General features: G+C 43.7%; 20 protein-coding genes. 15 read left to right on the top strand and 5 right to left on the bottom strand.

Annotated features, from left to right (window positions below; translation table 11 throughout):
- The first annotated feature begins 35 nt into the window (after nucleotides 1–35).
- The 3 genes from DB520_RS05555 (at nucleotide 36) to DB520_RS05565 (ending at nucleotide 3,829) form a co-directional block, all read left to right on the top strand.
- On the top strand, nucleotides 36–1,361 hold the full coding sequence (locus DB520_RS05555) for an aspartate kinase (protein WP_114748605.1): 1,326 nt from the start codon (nucleotides 36–38) through the stop codon (nucleotides 1,359–1,361).
- A gap of 189 nt (nucleotides 1,362–1,550) precedes the next feature.
- Nucleotides 1,551–1,907 carry a DUF6787 family protein gene (locus tag DB520_RS05560; protein ID WP_232834858.1) on the top strand — a complete coding sequence of 119 codons (357 nt, stop codon included), beginning with the start codon at nucleotides 1,551–1,553 and terminating at the stop codon, nucleotides 1,905–1,907.
- 110 nt (nucleotides 1,908–2,017) lie between these two features.
- Nucleotides 2,018–3,829, top strand: a complete 1,812-nt coding sequence (locus tag DB520_RS05565; protein ID WP_114748606.1) for an ABC transporter ATP-binding protein — start codon at nucleotides 2,018–2,020, stop codon at nucleotides 3,827–3,829.
- Here DB520_RS05565 and nadC read toward each other — a convergent pair.
- Together nadC and DB520_RS05575 are read right to left on the bottom strand one after the other, a co-directional pair.
- Nucleotides 3,786–4,667, bottom strand: coding sequence for a carboxylating nicotinate-nucleotide diphosphorylase (nadC, locus tag DB520_RS05570; protein ID WP_114748607.1), 882 nt, complete (start codon nucleotides 4,665–4,667; stop codon nucleotides 3,786–3,788). The genes DB520_RS05565 and nadC overlap by 44 nt on opposite strands.
- A gap of 56 nt (nucleotides 4,668–4,723) precedes the next feature.
- Complete coding sequence (locus tag DB520_RS05575) at nucleotides 4,724–5,137, bottom strand: DUF4783 domain-containing protein (protein ID WP_157971946.1); 414 nt, start codon at nucleotides 5,135–5,137, stop codon at nucleotides 4,724–4,726.
- Between the two features lie 207 nt (nucleotides 5,138–5,344).
- On the opposite strand from DB520_RS05575, the gene gpmI reads away from it, so the two are divergent.
- Both gpmI and DB520_RS05585 read left to right on the top strand, forming a co-directional pair.
- Nucleotides 5,345–6,868 carry a 2,3-bisphosphoglycerate-independent phosphoglycerate mutase gene (gpmI, locus tag DB520_RS05580; protein ID WP_114748809.1) on the top strand — a complete coding sequence of 508 codons (1,524 nt, stop codon included), beginning with the start codon at nucleotides 5,345–5,347 and terminating at the stop codon, nucleotides 6,866–6,868.
- A gap of 1 nt (nucleotide 6,869) precedes the next feature.
- Complete coding sequence (locus DB520_RS05585; protein ID WP_114748609.1) at nucleotides 6,870–7,445, top strand: Rossmann-fold NAD(P)-binding domain-containing protein; 576 nt, start codon at nucleotides 6,870–6,872, stop codon at nucleotides 7,443–7,445.
- Between the two features lie 69 nt (nucleotides 7,446–7,514).
- On the opposite strand, the gene DB520_RS05590 is transcribed toward DB520_RS05585, so the two are convergent.
- The 3 genes from DB520_RS05590 to DB520_RS05600 all read right to left on the bottom strand — a co-directional run bounded on the left by DB520_RS05590 (nucleotide 7,515) and on the right by DB520_RS05600 (nucleotide 11,918).
- Entirely contained in the window at nucleotides 7,515–9,029 is a 1,515-nt protein-coding gene (locus DB520_RS05590; RefSeq protein ID WP_114748610.1) for a sodium:proton antiporter, read from the bottom strand.
- 180 nt (nucleotides 9,030–9,209) lie between these two features.
- Nucleotides 9,210–10,436: a Glu/Leu/Phe/Val dehydrogenase dimerization domain-containing protein gene (locus tag DB520_RS05595; protein ID WP_114748611.1), complete on the bottom strand. Its 1,227-nt coding sequence runs from the start codon at nucleotides 10,434–10,436 to the stop codon at nucleotides 9,210–9,212.
- Between the two features lie 414 nt (nucleotides 10,437–10,850).
- The gene (locus DB520_RS05600) at nucleotides 10,851–11,918 is read right to left on the bottom strand and encodes an anhydro-N-acetylmuramic acid kinase (RefSeq protein WP_114748612.1); all 1,068 of its coding nucleotides are present in this window, start codon (nucleotides 11,916–11,918) and stop codon (nucleotides 10,851–10,853) included.
- A gap of 143 nt (nucleotides 11,919–12,061) precedes the next feature.
- Between DB520_RS05600 and DB520_RS05605 the strand changes: the two genes are divergently transcribed.
- The 10 genes from DB520_RS05605 to rsmI all read left to right on the top strand — a co-directional run bounded on the left by DB520_RS05605 (nucleotide 12,062) and on the right by rsmI (nucleotide 21,138).
- The gene (locus DB520_RS05605; protein ID WP_114748613.1) at nucleotides 12,062–12,784 is read left to right on the top strand and encodes a type III pantothenate kinase; all 723 of its coding nucleotides are present in this window, start codon (nucleotides 12,062–12,064) and stop codon (nucleotides 12,782–12,784) included.
- Entirely contained in the window at nucleotides 12,768–14,051 is a 1,284-nt protein-coding gene (locus tag DB520_RS05610; RefSeq protein WP_114748614.1) for a hypothetical protein, read from the top strand. Before DB520_RS05605 ends, DB520_RS05610 begins: the two co-directional genes overlap by 17 nt.
- A gap of 11 nt (nucleotides 14,052–14,062) precedes the next feature.
- The gene (locus tag DB520_RS05615; RefSeq protein WP_114748810.1) at nucleotides 14,063–15,370 is read left to right on the top strand and encodes a hypothetical protein; all 1,308 of its coding nucleotides are present in this window, start codon (nucleotides 14,063–14,065) and stop codon (nucleotides 15,368–15,370) included.
- Between the two features lie 94 nt (nucleotides 15,371–15,464).
- A complete protein-coding gene (gene lptC, locus DB520_RS05620) occupies nucleotides 15,465–15,992 on the top strand; it encodes an LPS export ABC transporter periplasmic protein LptC (RefSeq protein WP_114748615.1) in 528 nt (175 codons plus the stop codon).
- A gap of 140 nt (nucleotides 15,993–16,132) precedes the next feature.
- On the top strand, nucleotides 16,133–16,363 hold the full coding sequence (locus DB520_RS05625) for a hypothetical protein (RefSeq protein WP_114748616.1): 231 nt from the start codon (nucleotides 16,133–16,135) through the stop codon (nucleotides 16,361–16,363).
- 5 nt (nucleotides 16,364–16,368) lie between these two features.
- On the top strand, nucleotides 16,369–17,640 hold the full coding sequence (locus tag DB520_RS05630) for a hemolysin family protein (protein WP_114748617.1): 1,272 nt from the start codon (nucleotides 16,369–16,371) through the stop codon (nucleotides 17,638–17,640).
- 87 nt (nucleotides 17,641–17,727) lie between these two features.
- Nucleotides 17,728–19,842: a peptidylprolyl isomerase gene (locus DB520_RS05635; protein ID WP_114748618.1), complete on the top strand. Its 2,115-nt coding sequence runs from the start codon at nucleotides 17,728–17,730 to the stop codon at nucleotides 19,840–19,842.
- Between the two features lie 99 nt (nucleotides 19,843–19,941).
- On the top strand, nucleotides 19,942–20,208 hold the full coding sequence (locus tag DB520_RS05640; protein WP_114748811.1) for a DUF493 family protein: 267 nt from the start codon (nucleotides 19,942–19,944) through the stop codon (nucleotides 20,206–20,208).
- A 16-nt stretch (nucleotides 20,209–20,224) separates the two neighbouring features.
- A complete protein-coding gene (locus DB520_RS05645; protein WP_114748619.1) occupies nucleotides 20,225–20,452 on the top strand; it encodes a 4a-hydroxytetrahydrobiopterin dehydratase in 228 nt (75 codons plus the stop codon).
- Entirely contained in the window at nucleotides 20,452–21,138 is a 687-nt protein-coding gene (gene rsmI, locus DB520_RS05650; protein WP_114748620.1) for a 16S rRNA (cytidine(1402)-2'-O)-methyltransferase, read from the top strand. The genes DB520_RS05645 and rsmI overlap by 1 nt, the downstream gene beginning before the upstream one ends.

Consider the following 21,138-nt stretch of genomic DNA (forward strand, 5'->3'; position numbering starts at 1 on the left):
AGGCTATATGACCGCTGAAAAGAAAATTTAAACACATGAAAGTAATGAAGTTTGGAGGGACCTCCGTAGGGAGGCCCGAGCGAATGCATCAGGTAAAGGACCTGATTACTAGAAGTGAAGATAGAACGATTGTCGTTTTGTCCGCCTTGTCGGGGACTACCAATGAACTGGTGAAAATCGGGGAAGCGCTGGCGGCAGGCAAAAAGGAGGATGCTAAATCCATAATCGACGGGCTAAAGCAACACTACAAGGCTTTTTGCGAGGAACTTTTTCAAAGTTTCAATGGTAAAAACAGGGCATCAAAAATCATTGAGGAACATTTTGAATTTTTGAACATCATTCTCAAAATCTCCTTTAACGAGTCCATCAACAAAGATATATTAGCACAGGGAGAATTGCTATCCACTAAATTATTTTATTCCCTGCTTGAGGAGTTAGGGGTCAAGGCAGTGTTTCTTCCCGCCTTGGAGTTCATGAGTATCGATGAGTACCATGAGCCGGAATTGCAGAAAATCAGGGAAAAACTAGAGAAAGTCCTTTCCAGGTACAAGGAAGATACTATTTTTGTCACACAGGGGTACATTTGCAAGAATCACCGAAATGAGGTTGACAATCTCAAAAGGGGAGGCTCTGACTATACTGCCTCTCTGATAGGTGCGGCGATTTCCGCATCTGTGGTGGAGATTTGGACCGATATTGACGGTATGCATAACAACGACCCCCGTATTGTGGAAAAAACAAAGCCGATCGCAAAACTGTCCTTCGATGAAGCTGCGGAACTGGCCTATTTTGGGGCCAAGATCCTTCATCCCGCCTCCATTTGGCCGGCGCAGTTGCACAACGTTCCCGTGAAGCTTCTGAATACGATGGATCCTGATGCAGATGGTACCACAATTACCTCAGAGGTAAGTGAAAAAGGAGGGGTAAGGGCCATTGCTGCAAAGGATGGAATTACAGCCATAAAGATCAAATCCAGTAGGATGCTTTTAGCCTACGGGTTTCTGAGAAAGGTATTTGAGATATTCGAGCAATACCAAACCTCTATCGACATGATTACCACCTCAGAAGTGGCCATATCCTTGACTATCGATGACGTAACGCACCTGAAGGTAATAAACAATGAGCTTGAGCAGTTTGGCATGGTGGAGGTGGATCATAACTTGTCCATTATCTGTATAGTTGGGAATTCCATAATGGATCAAAAAGGGGTATTGCAGCAGGTGATGAACTGTCTAGAGCCCTATCCTTTACGCATGGTTTCGTACGGGGGCAGTAGACACAATGTTTCGGTTTTAGTGGAGGCTAAATTCAAGGCCGAAGTATTAAAGAGCCTGAATGCAGGACTTTTCAGTTTTGATTAATTAAAACAATAGAAAGTAGTCTGTAAAAACCCCTGAAATCGAGCCTGCCTGGACGGCAGTCAGGCATGACGCAAGCGACGCTCGAAGGGATGATTATCATGGCGAGATTCCCCCGAAACAAGTTCCCCGAAACGAGTTCGGGGCAGGCAGGGGCAGGCTATGTGGCCGCTGAAAAGAAAATTTAAACACATGAAAGCAATGGAAGCAAACCCTCAAAAACCTGGTAAAAGGAAGAGCTGGCTCAAGGATTTGCAAAGTAAATGGGGACTAAATAGCCTTTGGCAGGTGGTGTTGGTTTTGATCGTCTTTGCCTGTACGGGTATGACGGTTCTCCTGATTAAGCAGCCCATTTTTGACCTGCTTGGTGTGGATATGAGCAGGGGTGGTTTCTGGAAAACAGTCCTCTACTTATTGCTAGTGTTACCATTGTACCAATTGTTTCTGCTGGTGTATGGGTTTATTTTTGGCCAGTTTACTTTTTTTTGGAATAAAGAAAAGCAGTTTTTTAACCGGATTGGAAAACTTTTTAAAACCAAAAAGGGGTAAGGCAAACATTGTGGACCTGTTTGGGTTAAACTACTAAAATGGAATTGGGATGAGTTTCCATTTTTGCTTTTTCAGCTTACCTTTGTGCCCGTCCTTTAAAAACCTAATACATGCCAAAAACCAGAGGTCTTCCCTTGGAGGAAGGAGAGAAGCGCAAGCTCAATAAGGAAAGTTTCAGTAAGTTGGCGGGGATATTCAAGTTTGTCCTTCCATATAAAATGCCCTTTGCCATTGGCATGGCATTTTTGCTGTTATCTAGCTTAATGCTGTTGACCTTTCCCTTTGTTGCGGGTAAACTTATTGATGCCGCTACCGGCGAAGGTTGGTGGTTGCAGGATATCAATTCCATAGCTTTGTTGCTGTTGGGGATACTGCTCATTCAGAGTTTTTTTTCCTTTTTCCGGGTCTTGCTTTTTGCCCAAGTGAGTGAAAAATCAATGAGGGATGTACGTCAGGCATTGTATAAGCGACTGGTACAGCTGCCAATGACATTTTTCGACAAGAGAAGGACCGGTGAGCTTATCAGTAGGATCACCTCGGATGTCACGCTGCTACAGGATACCTTTTCTATTACTTTGGCAGAACTGCTAAGGCAGATAGTAACCTTGATGGCGGGGATTGGGTTTTTGTTATATACAACACCAAGGTTAACTCTCTTCATGTTGGCAACTATTCCGGTATTGGTGGTTCTTGCAATGGTGTTTGGCCGTCATATCCGTAAACTTTCCAAAGCAACCCAAGATGAGTTGGCAAGTGCAAATGTAGTAGCAGAAGAAACGCTGCACTCCATCGTCACAGTAAAGTCCTTTTCGGGCGAACAATATGAATCTGACCGCTATGGAAAGGGGCTGAATAAAGTGGTAAAGGTTGCCTTAAAGGCGGCTGGTTTCCGTGGGGCTTTTATCTCATTTATTATTTTTGCTCTATTTGGGGGTATTGTGGCCGTGATTTGGTATGGGGCAACCTTGGTAAGTGAGGGAGCCATGAGTGTGGGAGACCTGGTAAGTTTCGTGCTCTATACCACTTTTATTGGAGGCTCTATAGCAGGCCTGGGTGACATTTATGGTCAGGTTCAAAAGGCCATTGGTTCTTCGGAGAGGATTTTGGAAATCCTAGAAGAGGTACCCGAATCTTTGGATCTTCCCTTTACCGAAAATAGCATATGCGGAGAAATCAGGTTTATGAATGTCGGATTCCGTTATCCCACACGGTCTGAGGTAATGGTATTGGACTCTCTAAACTTTAGTATTAAGGCCGGTGAAAAGGTGGCTTTGGCAGGCCACAGCGGGGCAGGGAAATCCACGATTATACAGTTGCTCCTCCGCTTTTATGACGTAAGCAAGGGGGCCATAGAAGTGGACGGCATAGCTATTCCAGAATGGAACCTAAGGGAACTCCGGTCTAACATAGGGATAGTACCCCAGGAGGTTTTGTTGTTTGGGGGAAGCATCAGGGAGAACATTGCTTATGCAAAGCCAGGTGCAAGTGAGGAAGAAATAATTCTTGCTGCCCAAAAAGCCAATGCCTGGCAATTTATTCAGAAATTTCCGGAAGGTTTGGACACCCTTGTGGGCGAAAGAGGGGTGAAACTCTCCGGAGGGCAACGCCAAAGAGTGGCAATAGCTAGGGCAATATTAAAAGACCCCGCTATCCTTGTGCTGGATGAGGCCACTTCCTCCCTGGATGCGGAGTCTGAATCTCTGGTTCAGGAAGCTTTGGATGAGTTGATGAAAGGCAGAACCACAATTATCATCGCTCACCGATTGGCCACGATAAGGAAGGTAGATAGGATTTTTGTGGTCAAGGAAGGACAAATTGTGGAAGAAGGTAAACACGATGAATTGGCCGATAAGGCTGGAGGTTACTATGCCAATTTGGTTAGGCTTCAGTTTCTTGAACCTGCCTCACAGCCTTCAGACTGATATCCATGCTCTTTACTTGGTGGGTTAATGCTCCTACAGAAATATAGTCCACCCCACATTCCGCTACCTTGGCAAGCGTGTCTTCGGTGATTCCTCCAGAGGCCTCCGTAAGGCAGGTTCCACTTATCATTTCCACTGCTTTTTTCATGGTTTCACAATCCATGTTGTCCAACATGATAAAATCCACTCCCCCAATTTCAAGTACCTGCTGCACCTCTTCGAGGTTCCGTGTTTCGATTTCGATTTTCAGTTTTAGCCTCCTAGCTTTTAAGTAATTTTTTGCGGCGATAATGGCGGCGGGTATTCCCCCGGCAAAGTCCACATGGTTATCTTTGAGCATGATCATGTCATATAGGGCAAATCGGTGGTTTTTCCCTCCTCCAAGGCTTACTGCCCATTTTTCCATCATGCGAAAATTCGGAGTGGTTTTGCGGGTATCCAAAAGTTTGGCTTTGGTATGTTTGATGAGCTGGTTGAGCTTATGCGTATGGGTTGCTATGCCACTCATACGCTGCATGCAGTTCAGTACCAACCTTTCAGTGGTAAGGATAGATGCTGCTTTTCCCTCTACGGTGAGGCCAATGTCCCCTTCCTTCACACTTTGGCCATCTTTCAACAACAAATTCACTTGCAGGGTATAGTCGTAGTATTGAAATATCCTCTTTGCAAGTTCCAGTCCAGCAATTATGCCGTCTTCTTTAATGATAAGTTCTGCCTTACCCTTTTTGTCCTTAGGGATAGCTGCTAGTGTGGAGTGGTCACCGTCTCCAATATCTTCTGCAAAGGCAGATCTGATAAACTGCTCAAACCTCTCGTCTGTAAAATATGTCTTGTTCACGGATCAAAAATAATAAAATTAATCCGCATACAGGTCTAGTTTTTCGTCGGAGAGTTTCAAGCGATCCGCAATTCCAATTCAAAAATTTTAAGTACACCCTTTTCGTCTCTTTTTCCTTTGACCAAAAAAACAAAATTCTTGCCCTCTGAGCTAAAATAGCCAAGGATATACCTCGTTTCGTCGGAGGTTTCCCCATTATGTGCCACTTCGAATTCCTGAGGTGGGTATTTTTTAAAAAAGTCACTCAACAGAAATTCTGCCTGCCCCTTGGAGAACTTGCCAGCATGGTCTCCTAGCCTTAGTTGAAGGTTTTGATGGAAATACTTTGCCAATTCCTTGGTAGAGCCTTGCTGAAAAGCAGAATGGAGAACTTCCATGTAGCTAGGAGCCTCAACGTCAATGCATGCAGCAGCTTTTTCTGTCCTGATTACCACCAACAGGAGTAGGGGGATTATGAGATACCGGTTCATGGTTTTAAGCATTTACAAAATCCAGGCCAAGCTAATCCCTGCTGTACAGGGCACCTATTTTAACTGGTAGAGTTTATTCATTTTATGTCCTGCCTTTGGACAATAAGCCTTATATTTGTCGCTGCTATTTATAGTATTGCGATTGGGGTAAAGAAAATAGAATTAAGCCCCTTTCTGTCCTTTTTTGAGAACAAGAAAATTCTGAAAATGAACAAGAAAGTTTTGCTAATGATTTTGGATGGATGGGGTTTGGCACCCAATCCTGATGTTTCAGCGATTGATAAAGCCAAGACTCCTTTCATTGATAGTCTTTTTGAAAATTACCCACATTCCAGGCTAGACGCTTCTGGGCTTGCGGTTGGGTTACCCGAAGGCCAAATGGGCAACTCCGAGGTTGGGCACATGAATATTGGAGCCGGCCGGGTGGTCTATCAGGATTTGGTGAAGGTAAACAAAGCGGTGGAAGATGGAGAGTTGAAAGAGCAGCCCACGTTAAAAGCCGCATTTGAAGAGGCAAAAAAACATGGCAAAAAGGTACATTTCATAGGTTTGGTTTCTGACGGTGGAGTTCATTCCCATCTTTTACACTTAAAAGGGCTTTGTGATGCAGCAAAGGCTAACGGGGTAAATGATGTATTCATCCATGCCTTTACAGATGGAAGAGACACAGATCCCAAAGGAGGTATTGGTTATCTAGCCCAGGTTCAGGAGCATTGCAAGGCTTCTGTAGGTCAAGTGGCCTCTGTAACAGGCAGGTACTATGCCATGGACAGGGACAACCGCTGGGAAAGAGTTAAACTTGCCTATCAGGCATTGGTGCACGGGGAAGGTGAAAAATCCAAGAACATCCTAAGCGCAATAAATAAATCCTATGAGAACGAGGTAACTGATGAATTTATACGTCCTATTATACAGGTGGATGAGGAAGGGAAACCAGTAGGAAATATTGAGAATGGGGATGTGGTGATCTGCTTCAATTTCAGGACTGACAGGGGCAGGGAGATTACACAGGTACTCACTCAAAAGGACTTTCCGGATTATAATATGAAGAAACTGGACCTTTATTACGTGACGCTTACCCTGTACGATGAGACTTTCGAGAACGTGCACGTGGTATTCCAGAAAGACAACCTAAGCAACACTATAGGAGAGGTATTGGCCAGACAGGGTAAGCGGCAAATCCGGATTGCAGAGACCGAAAAGTACCCCCATGTCACCTTCTTCTTTTCCGGGGGTAGGGAAAAGGTCTTCGAAGGGGAATCCAGGATACTTTGCAACAGCCCCAAGGTGGCAACCTATGATTTGCAGCCTGAAATGAGTGCCTTTGAAATCGCCAAAAAAATCAATGCAGAACTGCCTAAAAAGGAGACGGACTTTATTTGCCTGAATTTCGCCAATGCCGACATGGTGGGGCATACAGGGGTGTTTGAAGCCGCTGTGAAGGCTTGCGAGGCTGTGGATAAGTGTTCACAATCTGTAATAGAGACTGCCTTGGAAAATGATTATTCCGTAATTGTGATAGCAGATCACGGCAACAGCGATTGTATGGTTAACCCGGACGGAACCCCAAACACAGCCCACACTACAAACCTAGTGCCTTGCATCATGGTAGATGGGCATGACAGACTTGAAGTAAAAGACGGTAAACTGGGAGACTTGGCACCTACCATTTTGACCATGATGGGAATAGATATTCCCGGTGAAATGACTGGAGAGATCCTCCTAAAATAGAATGTGGAGACTTATTTTGCATAATTTAGGGGCTTTTCTTGTTCTTTTCGCTACTCTTTCGGGTTGCAGACAAGAGGAAGAAAGGCCCTTTTCTAATCCCATCCAGATCGACCAATACTTTTCTATTAAATCCCTTATCGAAGAAAAATTACCCCATATGGATGGGATGACTTTGGAAAAGCAGTTGATGGTGGGAAATAATATGGAGCAGAGTAGTGAGCAATTAAACCCCGAAGATTGGAGAAGGGAGTTGGATATCTTCATTCATGCCGATATTAATAAAGCTTCCCTCGCCAACGCATACCATACCGAAGAAAGCCAAAATAGAATCAGCCATATCCTTAAAGAGGGTGAAAAAGGGGAGATCAAAGAAATGAATGTCTATAAAAACAAGGACAATGCAATTGACAGTGTCACTTTTGTCCGCAAGAAGGAAAACCTTTTTTTTCTGTCCTTCACGGAAGGTTCTCTAACCCTGGAAGGGGACACGCTTAAATCTTACCGGATAAACGGGTTGCAAAAGGTATGGTTTTTACCTAGAAACCAGATGCAGGTGAGGGGAACATTGATTCCTTAAGAAATGTAATTTTTTTACCATAGGATTTCAATCCATGTTACTTATTTACCTACTGACCTGAATTTTTTCTTAAGCGAATGCAAAGAAAACCAACCAGGTAAGGATAAGGATAGGGATCAATATGGGGATAGAAAACCGAATGATGTATCCAAAAAAGGAGGGCATCCTGATACCGCTTTGTTCGGCGATTGATTTTACCATAAAGTTCGGGCCGTTTCCGATATAGGTCATGGCACCGAAGAACACAGAGGCAATGGAGATGGCAAGGAGTTCAAAGGAGGAATCGTGGTAAAGATCGTCTGCGAAGTCTTTTACCTGAGCCATATTGTTGATGTCTGCACCCTGAGAAGCCATAGCTGCGGCCAGAAAGTTGAGGTAGGTAGGGGCATTGTCCAAGAAGCCAGATAAGATCCCTGTTCCCCAATAGAGGGTGTTGTGGTTTATCAAAGCTGACCCTTCCTCAGACTGGGCAAAGGTCCCCACTAATTCCAAGGCCGGCATCATGGTGCCGAAAATCCCAATAAAAATAAATGCCACTTCTCGGATAGGTTCGAAATTGAATTCATTGCCATCCAAAGCCTGTTTATCCGCAAACTTATAAGAGAGAAATACTACGCTGAACATGATGATTTCCCTAATGAAGGAAAAACGCTGTCCATCAAAATGAATGGCCGGCACCCAGTCTATTTTGTTGGGGTCAAAGAAAACGGAAAGAATGATAATGGTCAACCAAACGAAATTCTTGCTTCCCTGAAGGGACACCTTGTTGCTGTAAGTTTCAGGTTGCTCTTTATCAGAATCATCGCTTGCCCTTCCGAGTTTCTTGTCAACCACAAAGAACAATATGGAGAGCAGGGATAGAGCAAGCACCCAAGCCGGCCAGTTATGTTCCAGCGTCCAGATGAAAGGAACCCCTTTCAAAAAGCCCAAAAAGAGGGGAGGATCACCTATTGGCGTCAGGGAGCCACCAATGTTGCTTACCATAAAGATGAAGAAAATAATATGATAGGGCTGGATATTATGGCGATTAAGCCGTATAAATGGCCTAATCAGCAACATGGAGGCACCTGTGGTTCCTATCAAATTAGATATCAATGCCCCAATCACCAAAATCCCCACATTGACCAATGGGGTGGAAGCTTTGTCCACGTTGATAAGGATTCCTCCTGAGGCAACGTAAAGTGAGGCTAAAAGAGCTATGAATTGAACGTATTCTGCAAGTGCATGAAAAGGATGGTGGGTATTCTGCAGTACAAACAGATAATACCCTACTACGATTACCGCTAAAGCCACAGCGATCTTGGGGTAGTTATGATGCCAGAAATGTTCATAGAAAAGAGGGCCAGTGGCTATCATTAGCAATAACACCACAAAAGGGATCACTAACCATCCCGGTGCCGGTTTTCCGTGATGGGCATCCTGGCCCTCGTGGGCGGATTCATCCCCATCAAACTCTTGAGAAACATGGGTTTTCTCTGCCACTGATAAATGAGCATGTTGTGCTATGGGGGCACCTAATCCAGGTTGATTACCTCCTAATAGGATTAATGTAAACAGGACACAAAAAGTGGCAATATGTTTCATCAAGGGGATAGGTTAAATCCGTCTAATTATCAGAATTGAGAATGTCCAAAAGGTAGGTAGGCACTTTCCAGACGTATTGAAACACTAAACTACTTAATTTGATTGAATTCTAACAACTTTTTGGAAGTAGGTGGAAACTGTAGCTTTTGGCCCCAGCTTTTTGCACCTACTCCTTTAAGGTTACAAAAGTTGTTTCAAGGCAATTTCTAGAGAGGTTTGGGCGATTTTGGTTCTTTCACCGTTCGCTTGGTGAGACTTTTTAAGAGCTGCGTAAATGGTATTGCTCACATCTTCAAATATTGCCTCGTCGGTAATCACTCCCTTTTCCGACATGAGGTAGGCAAAAACCCTGGATATACCTGTATTCGAAATGAAATCGGGAATTAGGGAGAGGTTGTTGTCTGCGTAAATACCGATTGGCCCCAAAAATATATCATCTTCCGCAAAAGGTATATTGGCCCCACAAGTGATTAATTCCAAACCCGAGTCCTTCATTCTGGATACCTGGTCTTTTGTGACCAACCTTGATCGGGCTGCTGGTATAAAGATTTCCGCGCCCACATCCCAAATCCGCTCATTGACCTCCTCAAAAGGAAGCAGGTCTTTGGCTACCAACTTGTTTTTTTCTTTGTTGATGAATAGTTCCTTTACCTCTTCAAGGCTGAAACCCTCCTTGTTAATCAGCCCACCCTCACGGGAAATGACACCGACTATTTTCACCCCTTGAAGGGCCATAAAACAGGCTGCAGAGGCACCTACATTTCCCCATCCCTGGATAATTGCCCTTTTACCTTTCAACTTTCCGCCCCACAATTTGTAATAGTGCTGGACAGAAGCTGAAATGCCAAAGCCAGTAATCATATCGGAAACCCTGTATTTGTTAGAACCATCCGGGATATATTCGGGATTTTCCAGGATTTTAGATACCCCTTGCCTAAGTTGGCCAATCTTGCGTATTTTCTCCGGCTCTGAAGCCTTAAAATGGCCGTTTACAATCCCCTCTTGTGGATGCCAAAGCCCAAAACCCTCTGTCATGGGAATGATTTCCGACACCTCATCAATGTACAAGTCGCCCAAAGTGCCGAAATAACTCTTCATCAAGGGCATTGTTACGGAAAACCAGCGTTTTAATACCTCATGCTTCCTCGGGTCTTCAGGGTCGAAGTTAATGCCTGCCTTCGCGCCACCAATCGGGGGGCCAGAGACGGTATATTTCACTTCCTGGGTTTTGGCCAACTCGATCACATCCCTTTTGTCCAGTCCTTTTTCCATGCGTGTACCACCACCGGCGGCACCGCCTCTTAAGGAATTAATAGCAAGCCAACCTTCTGCCTCTGATTCACTGTCGCTCCATTCAAAAACGATTTCAGGTTGTTTATTCTCGAATTTTTTTAGTAGTTCTTTCATGTGTTTATAATTGATTTTTATTTGCCACATGGAATCTCGCAATCTTAATCATCCCTCCGTGCGTCGCTTACGTCATGCTCGATTTCATCTGATTATAATTTTTTTTTAAAGGCCAGATGGAATGCCCTGGATAATCATCCCCCTGTGTGAGAACTTTTCTCATGGGCATTTCATCTGATTATAATTTGTTTTTTAAAGGCCATATAGCCTGCCCCTGCCTGCCCCGAACTTGTTTCGGGGAACTCGCTTCGGGGGAATCTCGCAGTCTATAATCATCCCAGTGTGTGACGTGCTCGTCATGCCCTGACTGCCGTCAGGACAGGCTCGATTTCGTAACCAAATAGTAATTTTCATTTGGATGCGATGAACCTTATGGCTTTTCCTTCTCCTTCTAATAGTGAAGAAAAATGTCGTTTAGAATCCGTAAATCAGACCCCCGCAACTGTCTTTGCAGGCCCCAGTGACTGAGGCTAAGCAATTATTTTCTCCATTCAGCCTCAAGGCACCCAAAAAGGCAAATATCAATGCCTCTTTTAACGATATAATTGATTTATCCGGAAGGGAAATACGAATTGTTTCCGGCAGCCGCCTCTCCAATTGGGAAATAAAATAGCGGTTAAAAGCACCGCCTCCTGTAGGCATCAAAGTCCCTCTTTTCCCTTCCAAACAAGCGACTATCCTAGTTACGTAATGAGTGGTTAAAGTTGCCAGGATATCTTCCGGCTTTAGCCCAACCCCTTCCAAAATTGGGAAATAATGTTGTTCGATGTCTTCCCTGCCCAGGGATTTGGCACCAGATCTTTGGTAATAGGACAGACTTTCTAGCTGATTAAATAAACGTTGATTTTCGTTTCCAGTTTTGGCAAGTGCGCCATTTTCGTCGAAATCCTTTCCTAACTTCTGGGCAAAATGATTAAACAAAAGGTTAAATGGACAAATGTCGAAAGCAAGAATTTCATTTTCCTCTTTTATGGAAATATTGGCAATTCCCCCAAGATTGAGACAAAACTCAGCTTCCGGGAAAAGGTGTAGATCACCGATCGGCACTAAGGGGGCACCTTGCCCACCTAATTGTACGTCCAGGCTACGGAAATCATTGATTACGGGAAGACCACTAGCAGCATGAAGTGCCCATCCATTACCGATTTGCAGGGTTAAGCTTTTATCTGGTTGATGAAAGACAGTATGGCCATGGGAGGCTATCGCAAGTGGTGCTATTTTCTTGTTTTGGCAAGTTTTTTTCACCATTTCACCCATCCATCTCCCGAATTTAATGTCAAGTAATGCCAGGTCATTGGCATTCAAAAAGTGTGCTTCTTTCAGTTGTTTCTGCAAGGTTGCCGGAAAAGGGATGGTGTCCCCAAAATGAAGGGTGAAGTCCCATTTTTCGGTTTTCCTAAAAGTGGTGAACACAAGATCCAGACCATCCCCAGAGGTGCCTGACATAAGTCCTATCATCGGATAAACTGAAGATGCATCCATTTGGGTTAAAGTTTGTTAAATTGGCACCTGTAAAGTTAAAATTAATCAGGTGCATGGATAGTGCTTTTTTTAAATACCTATTTTTACCCACTTTAAAATTAGCAGACAATACGTTAAGACAAATTAAGTCAAATTAATATAGTTTGAAAAATTTTATTATAGATATAGGAAATTCCAGGATTAAGGCTGGTCTTTTTGAGAAAGATAAGCTTGAAATGGAATGGACCTTGACAGACCTGGATGCGCTAAAGAATCTTTCCTCCACATTGTCCTTCGAAAGAGCAATGATAAGCTCGGTAAAATGGGACCAAGAAGAATTGGAAGAAGGATTGAATTTCCCCTTTACCTGGTTCAATCATGACTTAAAACTGCCGATTACCAATGTCTACAAATCTCCCTCTACATTGGGGCTTGACAGAATTGCCGCTGCCGTAGGTTTGGCATTTTTCAACCCGGGTGGAGAAAGTTTGGGCATTGATATGGGCACTTGCATTACATATGAGTTCCTTGACGGAGAGACGATTTACAGGGGGGGAGGTATTTCCCCTGGAGTAAGCATGAGGTTTAAGGCCATGCATAGCTTTACGAGCAGGCTTCCCTTGGTGGGGTTGGCAAGTGAGCCTCCCGTTCTCGTGGGAGCCACCACGGAGGAATGTATGCAAAGTGGGGTGTTTTTTGGAGTGATGGGTGAAATTCATTATACAGTAGAGCGTTATCGAAAAGATTACCCCGACCTCAAGGTTTATATTTGTGGAGGAGATGCCCCCTACTTTGAAAGCTTAACAAAAGACTACATATTTGTAATCCCTAATTTGGTTCTGTACGGATTGAATAGAATATTAACTTACAATGTCAGTATACCATAGACGAATTCTAGCGGCACTTTTTGGGTGCTTTGTTTCCATATCATCTTCTTTTGCGCAATCCACCACCTCTACCTACAGTTCCTTGGGCATAGGGAAATTCAATAATTCGGGATTCACTCAGAATAAGGCCATGGGTGGCCAAGGTATAAGTTGGGGTAATTCATTTTCCATCAACCATGTGAACCCTGCGGTTTCCGTAAAAAATTCAGCATTTAACTTTCAGGCCGCGTTAAATTATGTTAATGTTCAGGCTGCTACTGAGGAGAGTTCCGAAGAGATAGACGGAGGAGGATTAAGCTACGTGGCTATGTCCTTCCCTATTGTACCAAGGCGTTGGACGGCCGGTTTAGGGCTAAATCAGGTGACCGGGGTGGATTATAACCTTACCGTGACTGCTCCTGTGGCTAATTCAGACTTGTTTTCACAAAACACCATAGAGGGAAGAGGGGGGCTCAGTGAGGTTTATCTGCAAACGGGTTTCCTGATTATGAAAAATTTGAGTCTTGGGGTTCACGGCTCCTATCTTTTTGGATCCACCATCCGCACGAACCAATTAGTGCTTATGGATGAGGACTTTCAGGGTGTGGGTATTTCCTCAGAATTGTTTGAGAGAACCAACTTCAGTGATGTTTCTGTAAAAGGGGGTATTTATTATATGATGCCGTTGGGTCAGCAAAAAGTGTTGAATTTCGGTGCCACTTATCAGGTTTTTGGAGACGTTAGAGGAAAAGAGTTTGCAAAAATGGCAGAAATAGGCCAAGCTAGTATCCCAAATTCTCCCGGAGACGTTTTGAGCGACGATGTAGAGGGGAGTATTTTCATACCCAACAGGTTAGGGTTTGGTGTTTCTTATGAAAAAATTGATAAATTTGTAATAGGCCTTGAAATGCAACATCAAGATTTCAGGGAATATAGGGGCTTTAATGGATTGGAGGGCAACTTAGACGAATCCTTTAAGCTAAGTTTGGGTGGACAGTATACTCCTGATGCCTTCTCCATGGAAAGCATGTTTCAGAGGACAAGGTTCAGGGCAGGTCTCGAATATGAGAGACTGCCATTTGTTCTGAACAACACACAGGTAAATGACCTTGGCATTAATTTTGGTGCCTCGATACCTGTACATACCCTGTCCCTATTAAATTTGGCCGTTAAAGTGGGGACAAGAGGAACTACTGATAATGGATTGGTGAGGGAGAATTACTTTAAGGTTTCTTTAGGAGTTTCGATAAATGATAATAGTTGGTTTTACAAAAAAGTATTTGAGTAATGTGGACAAACATGAAAATTAAGTTTACGATTATTGGCTGTCTCTCCTTTCTAATGGTGGGATTTTCACATGCACAAGCAAATTGGAACTGGCCAGAAGATGCCCAAATGGAGGCCAAGGCCAGGGAGTATAATGCTGCCTATACGGATTACCGGAAGTCCGGTGAATTCTTAAAAGCGAGAGAAGGCTTACATTGGTTGCTGACAAATGTTCCTGATTTAAATGAATCACTTTATATCAATGGTGTGGATATTTATGCCAAGGCCTCTGATATGGTTGATGATGAAGATCAGGCAAGGGAATTTCAGGACTCTGTAATCACCCTTTATAATGTGAGAAACGAGAAATACGACAATGAAGCCAGGTGGATTGAAAATAAGGCTTATTACGCATACAGGTTTTTCAAGGGTGACAAAGACAGGGTAGGAGATGCCGTAGAGTTGTTTGACAGGGTAGTCGAGATACATGGGAAAATTACTACTCCCCAATTAGTGGCGGCTTACTTTGATGCGATTTACAGGCACTTTGCATACAATCAGGCCTATACACCAGAAGAGGCATTGACTAAGTATGAAGAACTGATGGCTATGCTTGAGGATGCAGAAGAAGAGGGAAAGGATGTGGCTACTCCTAAAGCCACCTTGGAACAGCTGCTGGTAGCTATGGACATAATTGATTGTGACTTTATCAACAATAGCCTAGGTCCCAGGTTGGAAAAAGACCCTGAGAGTATGAAGCTAGCAAAGCAGATCTTTGAATATTCTGTTCAACATAAATGCACCAATACGCCTGCCTTCCTAAGTGCTTTGGAGGTAATTGACAACGCAGACCCTACATTTACGACCTCTCAGGTAAGAGGATTGCGTTACATGCAAAACTCTGAATATGATAAAGCAGGTGAGCTTTTTGAAAAAGCCCTCACGCTTGCGGAAACGGATGAACAAAAAGCTGAGATCCACTGGGATATGGCAAAGGTTCATGCAAACCTGAACAGAAAAGGACAAGCTAGAAGTTCAGCCCTGAAAGCCGCGGAATTCAACAAAGAGGAATTCGAAAAACGAGCACATGGATTTGTTGCAGGCATGTACATGAGCTCTTCTTCCGATTGTAGAGGTGGACAAAGCAGGGTAAAAGATTATTCCATATATATTGCTGCTTATAACGCCTATGCCAAGGCCGGTGATTCTGATGGGATGAGAGAGGCAAAATCCAGGTTCCCTTCCAAAGAGGAGCTTTTCACTGAAGGCTATCAGGTTGGGGATGAAATTAATACTGGATGCTGGATTGGTCAAACGGTAACTCTTGCAACTAGAGATTAAAGTTGGGTAAAACCTTCCTATTTATCATTTTCACAAAGGCGGTCTTGTACCGCCTTTTGTTTTATCTTTGTAGTATTAATTGTCCTGTTTCTAAATGAGGCTTATCGTATTGGCTATAGCAGTGGTTTTTGGCGCTTTTATTTCCTGTCGGGAAGATGTGGATAAACGTCAATTGGAGATTTATGAAGGACCTTCCAGGATAGGCTATGATATTGTTTTGCACCACAGTGATTCTGCCATTGTCCGTACCAAGCTGATGGCAGATGAACAGTTGGAGTTTCAAAATGGGAATTTGGAGTTTCCAGAGGGGATACTCATTCATTTTTTTGAGAAGGATGGAGAGCTGAGCACTACTATAAGGGCAGACAAAGGGTATTACGACCGAAAAAATCATTTGTATAGAGGAGAAGGGGACGTACAGGTTCACAATTTACTCAAGGAACAAAAGTTGAACTCAGAGGAGTTGTTTTGGGACCCTGGGAAAAAGAAGATTTATACCGAAAAATTTGTTACCGTGGAGGAGCCCTCCCGAATCATTAAAGGTACGGGAATGGAAGCCGATGAAGGGTTCAATGAATATACCTTCACCAAGGTTACCGGAATAATCGAAAATGCCTTTTAATGTATGAAATCGAGCATAACATGAGCGACACACGGGGGCATGATTAACCTGGCGAGCCTCTCCCGAAATAAATTCCCCGAAACGAGTTCGGGGCAGGCAGGGGCAGGCTATATGACCGCTGAAAAAAAAATTATAAACAGATGAAATTACTTGACTTTGTTTTATTGCCATTGGCGGCAGCACTTGTGATAATTGGGGCTCATGTTACCCTACAGCATGGAGTGGGGGCATCCTATCCCATCTTTATGTTTTCGGTAGTGTTGTTGATTTGGTTTTTGTATAGAAAAAGAAAGATGGAAGAGAAGGAAAGTCAGGATGAAAACCTGAAAGGTAAGCCAAGGAAGAATTCCAAGCCGAAGAAAACCAAATAGAAAAAATGGAAACCAATTATCTTCTTTTTGTTCTCATTACTCTTACCTTTTCCGCCTTGTTCTCCGGATTGGAAATCGCTTTTGTTTCTGCCAATAGATTGCATATAGAGCTTCAAAACAAACAGGGAAAACTCCTTGGGAGGTTACTTTCAACCTTTATCAAAAACCCCAGCCAATTTATTGGCACCACCTTATTGGGGAATACCGTGTCTTTGGTGCTTTATGGGATTTTCATGGCCTATTTACTGGAGGGGCCTATCAGCAACCTGCTACCCGATGGGGTGGAACACCCTGCAAGTATAATAATCCTCCAGACGGTAATTTCAACTATCCTGGTTTTGGTTACGGCAGAGTTTATTCCTAAGAGCATCTTCATGCTGAACCCCAACAATATGCTATACATTTTTTCTCTCCCTTTCTCCCTGGTTTATTATTTGATGTATCCGGTGGTATGGGTGGTAGTAGGCTTATCCAAAATTTTTATAGTCAATGTGCTCAACCTGGATTACAACGAGGACAAACCTGTATTTAGAATTACTGACCTCAATAGCTTTATCCAAAACAATCTCGAAACCAAAGGGGAGGAGGCTAAAGCGGATATAGACACCAAAATTTTTGACAATGCCGTGGAGTTCAAAACCATAAGGGTTCGAGAATGTATGGTGCCCCGAACAGATATAGTAGCCGTGGAAGAGGAGGACAGCATTGCAGAACTCAAACAAGCGTTTATCGACAGCGGGCATTCCAAAATTATCGTATATAGGGAAACAATCGACGATGTAATCGGGTATTGCCACCATTTGGAACTTTTTAAGAAACCTAAATCCATAGAAGAAATCCTTACACCAATAATCATTGTGCCCGAGTCTGCACTCGCAAACGAATTATTGGTTCAGTTTATTAAGGAGAGGAAAAGCCTGTCCTTGGTGGTGGATGAATTTGGAGGAACAAGTGGGATTGTAAGTATGGAGGATATCATAGAGGAAATTTTCGGGGAAATAGAGGATGAATATGACAGTGACGATTTGGTCGAGCAGCAACTCTCCGAACAGGAATTCCTGCTCAGTGCCAGGCATGAGATTGATTATTTGAACGATAAATACAATTGGACCCTACCCTCTGGGGATTTCGAAACCCTCTCCGGGTTTATACTTTCCCTGACGGAGAATATACCTCAAAAAGGGGAAACGGCAGTGTATGGCCCCTTTACCTTTACCGTGGTTGCAAAACAGGAGCATCGTATTGATACTGTAAAACTTAAGATAAACCCTGCATAGTAAATAATTACTTTGTTTATTGCTCCGTTATTATTTTGAATTTAGCAGTAGATGCTATTATTTTGCGTCACTTCAAAAAAAAGAAGCATGGCATTAATAAAACAAATAAGACAAAGAACAGGACTAGCGATCGGTGTGATAGCAGTCGGGCTTATATTCTTCCTGGTCGGAGGCGACATCCTAGGGCCGAATTCGATGATACTGGGAGGTAGTAGGACCACAGTGGGAGAGATAGCTGGTGAAAAAATATCTTACGACGAATACATTGCTAAAATAGACCAAAATAAGGTGAATTTTCAGCAGCAGACGGGGAGAAACCCTACTGAGAATGAGCTTTCTAGTATCAGAGAACAGGCTTGGCAGGCCTTGATAGTGGAAAAGGTATTTTCCACACAGTATGAAAAGCTCGGGCTGACGGTAACGGATGCAGAGCTGGTGGACATGGTTCAAGGCAAAAACATCATTGCAGAATTGAGAAGGGAATTGACCAATCCGGAGACGGGTGAGTTTGACAGGCAGCAATTGGTGGCTTTTCTTCAGTCCCTGGAAACGGCAGACCCTGCTCAGCAGCAGTTTTGGGCACAGCAGGAACGACTATTTGCAGACTCCAGGCTAAGGATTAAATATGACAACATGTTGGCAACTGCAGAATTTGCTAATTCGGCAGAAGCTAGGTTGCAGCATAAAATGGCCAATACCGTTGCGGATGTGCAGCATTTGTTCATTCCGTATTATTTGATACCCGATAGTGAGGTTACTGTATCTGACAACGAACTAAAAAGCTATCTCAATAAGCATAAGTCAAGGTTTAAAGCAACAGAAAGTAGGGACTTGGAGTATGTGAGGTTCAGTTTGGCGCCAAGTGCTGAAGATTCCGCCACAGTAAGACGTGAAATTACTACCTTGACAGAGGAGCTTATGGAGACGGATCAGGATTCTGTTTTTGTTAACAGGAATTCAGACATATCCAATCCTTTTAGGAGCATATTGCCTGGGGAGAATCTTCCTGCGGCACTCAGGGACAACGTGGAGGAGCCGGTGGTTGGAGAAACCTACGGACCATTTTTAACCAATAGGTCTAGTTTTGCTTCCTTTAAGATCACTGAGCAATTTGATGGTACTCCAAGAATGAGGGCAAGCCATATCCTACTTAGTACGCAAGGATTGGAGGGGGATCAAGCCGCTGCCATCAGGGCTCAAGCTGAGGAAATCTTGCAGGAAGTTCAGGAAACCGGTAATTTTGAAGTGGCAGCACAGCAATACGGTCAAGATGGGACAGCTCAAAGGGGAGGAGATTTAGGATGGTTTGCTGCTGAGGATTTTGTGGATGAATTTGCGGATGCCGTTTTTTCTGCAAGAAGTGAGGGGATCATAAACCGAGTGGTGGAGACGGAATACGGATATCATATCATTAAGGTGACTGAAATGCCCAAATCCACCACCTATAAGGTTGCCATTTTGGAAATGGACTTGATCGCAAGTGACGTCACTAGAAACGACGTATTTAGGAATGCGGATTCCTTTGCAGCAAATGCCTCCAATGCGAATACCTTTCGGAGTCAGGCCGAAGCAAATAATTACCAAGTGACCCAAGCCAGTGGAGTAGGTGCCACTGCCAGGTCCTTGAATAACATGACTGGTGCAAGAGAGATCGTACGCTGGTCCTTCAATGATGCCTCGGTGGGGGACGTTTCCCATGTTTTTGAATTAGATGATGCCTATGTGGTGGCTTTGGTCACCGCTAAGCGTGAAGCAGGAACAGCAACTCTAAATGACCCTGAAACGCGAGAATCTGTGACAGCAGAAGTAAGGAACCAGAAAAAAGCGGCTAAAGTTGCCGAAAGGCTCCAAGGGAAGGAATCCCTTGAGGCTATGCAGGAGGAATTTCCTGAAGCCTCCTTGGGCAGTACCCCAGATCTCAAAATGAATGCAAGCGTCATACCAGGCGTTGGGTTTGCTCCAAAGGCAGTAGGGGCGATATTTGGACTGAAGGAGTCAGGCCAAATTACCAAGCCTATCCAAGAGGAAGTGGGGGTGATCGTTGCCAAATTAAACAACTTGACCCCTGCAGCTGAAATTGCTGATTATACCCGGTACCAGAATGAGTTGGTGAACAATGCTTCGCAACGTTCTGCCTACATGATTATGATGGCGATGGAAGAATTGGCGGATGTCAAAGACTATAGATACAGGTTCTTTTAGAGATCCCAGGATAGAATTATACAGGTCCCACCTTGATGCAAGGTGGGATTTTTTTGGTTCAATTGGGATTTAATTTTGGCGTTTGATGGTTTTAAGGGTATGGAAAAAAAATTTGACATAGCATCCTTCAAGGGTAAATTAGAGGAGCAGTCCTCTTTTCCTACACTTTATATGTTCAAGTTTATCGTTCCAAGTGGAAAAGAGCATGAAGTGGCAAACTTATTGCCTAATAATGAAATGACCCTGAAGGTGTCTGCTAAGGGGAACTATGTGAGTGCTACTATTAAAGCCATGATGCCCAGTAGTGACTCCATCATAGAAGTTTACTTGCAGGCGGCTGAAATTGAGGGTGTGATTTCATTATAACAAAAATTACGCTACCATGTGGAAAGAACAAGACAACCAACTTCAAAAAACTTTTGAATTCGATGATTTTACAGAAGCCTTCGCTTTCATGACAAGAGTGGCATTTCTAGCCGAAAAGCAGCAGCACCATCCGGATTGGAGCAATGTGTACAACAAGGTTTCCATTCACCTATCCACCCATGATGAAGGCAATAAAGTTACCCAAAAAGACAGGGACTTAGCTAAGGCAATAGATGAAATCTAATGGGCAGTAGTTCTCCCGTGCATTTGTATTTGGTCCCAACACCGATAGGGAACTTGGAGGATATGACCTACAGGGGAGTGTCCATTCTTAATGAGGTGGACGTAATACTTGCCGAGGACACCAGAACCAGCGGGAAATTGCTCAAACATTATCAGATCAGAAAACCCCTTCAAAGTTACCATATATTCAATGAACACCAGACGGTGGAAAGGCTGGTGCAGAGGATGATAGAAGGGGAGGTAATGGCGCTGGTGACGGATGCAGGTACTCCGGGAATCTCCGACCCTGGTTTTTTATTGGTGAGAGCAGCACAGGTGGCCGGTTTAAATGTAAGTTGTTTGCCGGGTGCAACTGCTTTCGTTCCTGCTCTGGTGAATTCCGGTCTCCCCAATGACAAATTTGTTTTTGAAGGGTTCCTTCCCCATAAAAAAGGGAGAAAAACCCGGTTGGAGTTCCTAGCCCACGAGGAGAGGACCATGTTATTCTACGAATCTCCCCATCGGCTACTTAAAACCCTTACCCAGATGAAAGATTTTTTTGGTGAGGACAGGATGGCCTGTGTAAGTAGGGAGCTCACCAAGATTCATGAAGAAAATGTGAGGGGTTCATTGAATGATTTAATTGCTTATTATGAAACCAATACCTTAAAGGGAGAAATAGTGTTAATTGTCGCTGGAAAAAAATAA

This window comes from Pleomorphovibrio marinus, from assembly GCF_003347495.1.
Lineage (GTDB): Bacteria > Bacteroidota > Bacteroidia > Cytophagales > Cyclobacteriaceae > Pleomorphovibrio > Pleomorphovibrio marinus.

What these genes read in the sequence shown, in the direction of transcription:
- gpmI (WP_114748809.1), top strand. Translation starts at nt 5,345, where the DNA reads ATGAACAAGAAAGTTTTGCTAATGATTTTGGATGGATGGGGTTTGGCA.
- DB520_RS05610 (WP_114748614.1), top strand. Translation starts at nt 12,768, where the DNA reads ATGTCAGTATACCATAGACGAATTCTAGCGGCACTTTTTGGGTGCTTT.
- DB520_RS05575 (WP_157971946.1), bottom strand. Translation starts at nt 5,137, where the DNA reads ATGAACCGGTATCTCATAATCCCCCTACTCCTGTTGGTGGTAATCAGG.
- DB520_RS05615 (WP_114748810.1), top strand. Translation starts at nt 14,063, where the DNA reads ATGAAAATTAAGTTTACGATTATTGGCTGTCTCTCCTTTCTAATGGTG.
- DB520_RS05640 (WP_114748811.1), top strand. Translation starts at nt 19,942, where the DNA reads ATGGAAAAAAAATTTGACATAGCATCCTTCAAGGGTAAATTAGAGGAG.
- DB520_RS05630 (WP_114748617.1), top strand. Translation starts at nt 16,369, where the DNA reads ATGGAAACCAATTATCTTCTTTTTGTTCTCATTACTCTTACCTTTTCC.
- DB520_RS05595 (WP_114748611.1), bottom strand. Translation starts at nt 10,436, where the DNA reads ATGAAAGAACTACTAAAAAAATTCGAGAATAAACAACCTGAAATCGTT.
- DB520_RS05590 (WP_114748610.1), bottom strand. Translation starts at nt 9,029, where the DNA reads ATGAAACATATTGCCACTTTTTGTGTCCTGTTTACATTAATCCTATTA.
- DB520_RS05555 (WP_114748605.1), top strand. Translation starts at nt 36, where the DNA reads ATGAAAGTAATGAAGTTTGGAGGGACCTCCGTAGGGAGGCCCGAGCGA.
- DB520_RS05560 (WP_232834858.1), top strand. Translation starts at nt 1,551, where the DNA reads ATGAAAGCAATGGAAGCAAACCCTCAAAAACCTGGTAAAAGGAAGAGC.
- DB520_RS05585 (WP_114748609.1), top strand. Translation starts at nt 6,870, where the DNA reads ATGTGGAGACTTATTTTGCATAATTTAGGGGCTTTTCTTGTTCTTTTC.
- lptC (WP_114748615.1), top strand. Translation starts at nt 15,465, where the DNA reads ATGAGGCTTATCGTATTGGCTATAGCAGTGGTTTTTGGCGCTTTTATT.
- DB520_RS05565 (WP_114748606.1), top strand. Translation starts at nt 2,018, where the DNA reads ATGCCAAAAACCAGAGGTCTTCCCTTGGAGGAAGGAGAGAAGCGCAAG.
- DB520_RS05600 (WP_114748612.1), bottom strand. Translation starts at nt 11,918, where the DNA reads ATGGATGCATCTTCAGTTTATCCGATGATAGGACTTATGTCAGGCACC.
- DB520_RS05635 (WP_114748618.1), top strand. Translation starts at nt 17,728, where the DNA reads ATGGCATTAATAAAACAAATAAGACAAAGAACAGGACTAGCGATCGGT.
- DB520_RS05645 (WP_114748619.1), top strand. Translation starts at nt 20,225, where the DNA reads ATGTGGAAAGAACAAGACAACCAACTTCAAAAAACTTTTGAATTCGAT.
- rsmI (WP_114748620.1), top strand. Translation starts at nt 20,452, where the DNA reads ATGGGCAGTAGTTCTCCCGTGCATTTGTATTTGGTCCCAACACCGATA.
- DB520_RS05625 (WP_114748616.1), top strand. Translation starts at nt 16,133, where the DNA reads ATGAAATTACTTGACTTTGTTTTATTGCCATTGGCGGCAGCACTTGTG.